This is a genomic window from Actinophytocola sp. (assembly GCF_036378875.1).
Taxonomy (GTDB): Bacteria; Actinomycetota; Actinomycetes; order Mycobacteriales; family Pseudonocardiaceae; genus Actinophytocola.
In genome coordinates, this window is record NZ_DASUVO010000144.1 from 1 (window position 1) to 2,824 (window position 2,824).

General features: G+C 69.1%; 4 protein-coding genes and 1 pseudogene. 3 read left to right on the forward strand and 2 right to left on the reverse strand.

What is annotated here, in order from left to right:
* Positions 1 to 326 (forward strand): annotated as a pseudogene (locus tag VF106_RS51230) (recombinase family protein); the annotation flags it as partial.
* A 33-nt stretch (positions 327 to 359) separates the two neighbouring features.
* On the forward strand, positions 360 to 665 hold the full coding sequence (locus VF106_RS51235; RefSeq protein WP_330845498.1) for a helix-turn-helix domain-containing protein: 306 nt from the start codon (positions 360 to 362) through the stop codon (positions 663 to 665).
* A gap of 228 nt (positions 666 to 893) precedes the next feature.
* Here the strand turns inward: VF106_RS51235 and VF106_RS41415 are convergent, their stop codons facing one another.
* Positions 894 to 1,316 (reverse strand): MarR family winged helix-turn-helix transcriptional regulator, encoded by a 423-nt coding sequence (locus VF106_RS41415; RefSeq protein ID WP_330845495.1) that lies wholly within the window; start codon positions 1,314 to 1,316, stop codon positions 894 to 896.
* 114 nt (positions 1,317 to 1,430) lie between these two features.
* On the opposite strand from VF106_RS41415, the gene VF106_RS41420 reads away from it, so the two are divergent.
* A complete protein-coding gene (locus tag VF106_RS41420) occupies positions 1,431 to 2,078 on the forward strand; it encodes a maleylpyruvate isomerase family mycothiol-dependent enzyme (RefSeq protein WP_330845496.1) in 648 nt (215 codons plus the stop codon).
* Positions 2,079 to 2,298: 220 nt separating this feature from the next.
* Here the strand turns inward: VF106_RS41420 and VF106_RS41425 are convergent, their stop codons facing one another.
* Entirely contained in the window at positions 2,299 to 2,445 is a 147-nt protein-coding gene (locus VF106_RS41425; RefSeq protein WP_330845497.1) for a hypothetical protein, read from the reverse strand.
* Between the last annotated feature and the right edge of the window lie 379 nt (positions 2,446 to 2,824).

Genomic DNA, 2,824 nt, shown 5'->3' on the forward strand with positions numbered 1-2,824 from the left:
CCGATGCTCCACCGATCAGCAGGATCTCACCGCGCAACGCGACGGTCTCCTCGCCCTCGGGGTCGAGGCCGAGCGGACCTACGTCGACCACGGCCTGACCGGCACCAACCGCGACCGGCCCGGCTTGCGGGAGGCTCTGGCCGCCTGCCGCGCGGGTGACACGCTGGTGGTGACGAAACTCGACCGTCTGGCCCGGTCCCCGCGCGATCGCCGACGAGCTCACCGCCCGGCAGATCAGCCTGAGCCTGGGCGGCTCGGTCTATGACCCGACCGACGCGGTCGGGCGGCTGCTGTTCAACGTCCTCGCGATGGTCGCCGAGTTCGAGTCCGACCTCATCAGGCTTCGCACCGTCGAGGGCATGAAGGTCGCCAAGGCCAAGGGCCGGCTCCGCGGCAAGCAGCCCAAGCTCAACCCGAAGCAGGAAGCGCACCTGGTCTCGTTGGTGCACAGCGGCGAGTACAGCACGCTGGAGGTCGCCGAGCTCTTCGGCGTAGGACGCTCCACGGTGTACCGCGCCATCGAACGGCAACGCATGGCGGCTAAGGCCAACCTCGCAGAGACGTCAGCACGGCGCCGGCTGACGACGGCGCCGGCTGTCCCGAAACCGACACCCCAGCGGGACGCCGGCGCCCCAGCCCCCCGCTTGGCCAGTCATCCCCGGTAACGGTTCGGCTTACGGGACCCTCTGACCTGACGCTCCGGCGCAGACAACCAAACACCGCCACGACAGACCTTCCGTCATGCACTACGGCGCTGCCATGTCTGGCTCCGATTTCCAACCACCGTGCGGCTCGTCATTGCGCCGCGAGTTCCGCGTAAACAGTTGAGGGGCTCAAGGGCTGCGACGGCGACGGCGCCTGCAGCGCTTCGGCGGTCCGCGCCCGCCGGATCGCTAGGGGTCGGTGGGCGGTTGGAGCTCGGGGTCGGCCAGCAGCGCGAGCTCCCACAGGGCCTTCCGCAGCGCCCGCATTCTTCGAGGACCTAGCTGCGCCTCCCACTCGGTCTCGATCCGTGCTTCCTCCGCCCTGGCGTGCGGCAACCCGCTCTGTCCACGTGCGGTCAGCCGGATCAACCGCGCGCGGCCGTCGGTGGGGTCCGGCACCCGTTCCGCGTAGCCGGCCGACTCCAGGGCGTTCACCAGGCTCAGGGCGGTCTGCTTGGCGATCCGTGCCCGCTGAGCGAGGACCACCAGCCGAGTGCCGCCGGGGTCAATGCCGGCGAGCAGTCGAGCCTGAGCGCGCGTGACGTCGCCGTACCCAGCCTCGGCGACCGCTGCGAAGATCCGGTCCTCGGCAGCGCGGTAACTGATGAACATGAGCAGGCTGGACGGGATCTGGCGGTCCAAGGATGGCCTTCCGGGTAGTACGAATGCAGGACTAGTTGTAGTATCGTTATCGTACTAGATCCGGCTACCGCGGAAGGACACGCCGTGGACGACACCGAGGTTTGGTCGGCTGTGGACCGACGCCGTCACGCGATCGTGGTGCTGGTGAGCGGCCTGAGCCAATCCGAGTGGGACACGCCCTCGTTGTGCGATCGATGGACGGTTCGCGACGTGGCGGCGCACTTGACGATGCCGCTCCTTGGGTTGCCGCAGCTGGTGGGGCTCGCTATCCGGCATCCGGGCGGAAACAACCACGTGATCCGGGAAGGCTCGATCGAACTGGCTCGACGCTACGACACCGACCAGCTGACCGACCGGCTTGCCCAGTTGGTCGGGGTGCACCGTCTGTTCCCGGGCCTGACCTGCCGCGAGTCGCTCATCGACGCCATCGGCCACACCCTCGATATGTGCATCCCACTCGGCCGCCACGTCGACATACCTGCCCTCGAGGTGGCCGAGGCAGCGAATCGCGTGTTGTCCTACCACGGGCGCGGCAAGGCGAAGGTCTTTCGGTCCTTGCCGCTCGCCGGATTCCGGCTCACCGCCACCGACTACACCTGGTCGACCGGCAGCGGCCCAGAAATCACCGGATCCATAACCGACCTGTTCCTCCTGCTCACCGGACGCACGGTCCGGATCGGCGAGCTCCACGGTCCGGGGGCGGCTGAGCTGCGGGGAGCTGTCGCTGCCTGACACCATCTGGACGCCGACCACCTCCCGCGACGCCGGCGAGCTCCTCTCCACCGAGGTGCTGCCCCGCTCGGCCGCAGCGGCGATCAATCGCAAGACCGGTGACCTGCTCATGCAGGACGACCCTTTCCCGACACGAACGGGCAGCTCGACGGCACCTGCGTGATCGACATACCCGAGCTGGATGCCGCGATCGCCCGGGCCGAGCGCCCACCGCCGCCACCTATGGCGAGGTCGAGATCCGTCCGACCGCGACGCGATTCCTCGCCAGCGCCTCGACGCATCGGACGTTCCCCGCCATGTGGTGGACGGCCCCACCGATGCCCAGATGCGGGCGGGCGGAGATCGCCCGCACCTGCGACGGATGCACGGTCGCCCTCCTCGCCCCGACTACCCGCGATCACACGCACGCCGAGAACCCGCTCGAAAACGCCTTTCGAGCGGGCGCTGTGGCCCTGACCGGCGGCGAGCGTCCCAAACAACGCGGAGGCGGTCGGCGCCTTGAACCTCCTCACCCGCCACCATCGCTCGCTCGACCGCCACGCTCATGATGTGCGACGCCATTGACGCGGTTGCCCGGGCCGTCCCACACGGGGATCCTCATTCGGGACCGTCGGAGCTGCGTCTTATCGCCGCCTGTGCGGCGGCGCCAGCGTCCCGACGTGACGGAGCTCCATTCAACCTGGTCACGAGAGCGCGGAGCGGCTGGTGCGCCCGCGCCAACTCAGCGGCGCGCGAGGTAGGAGGTG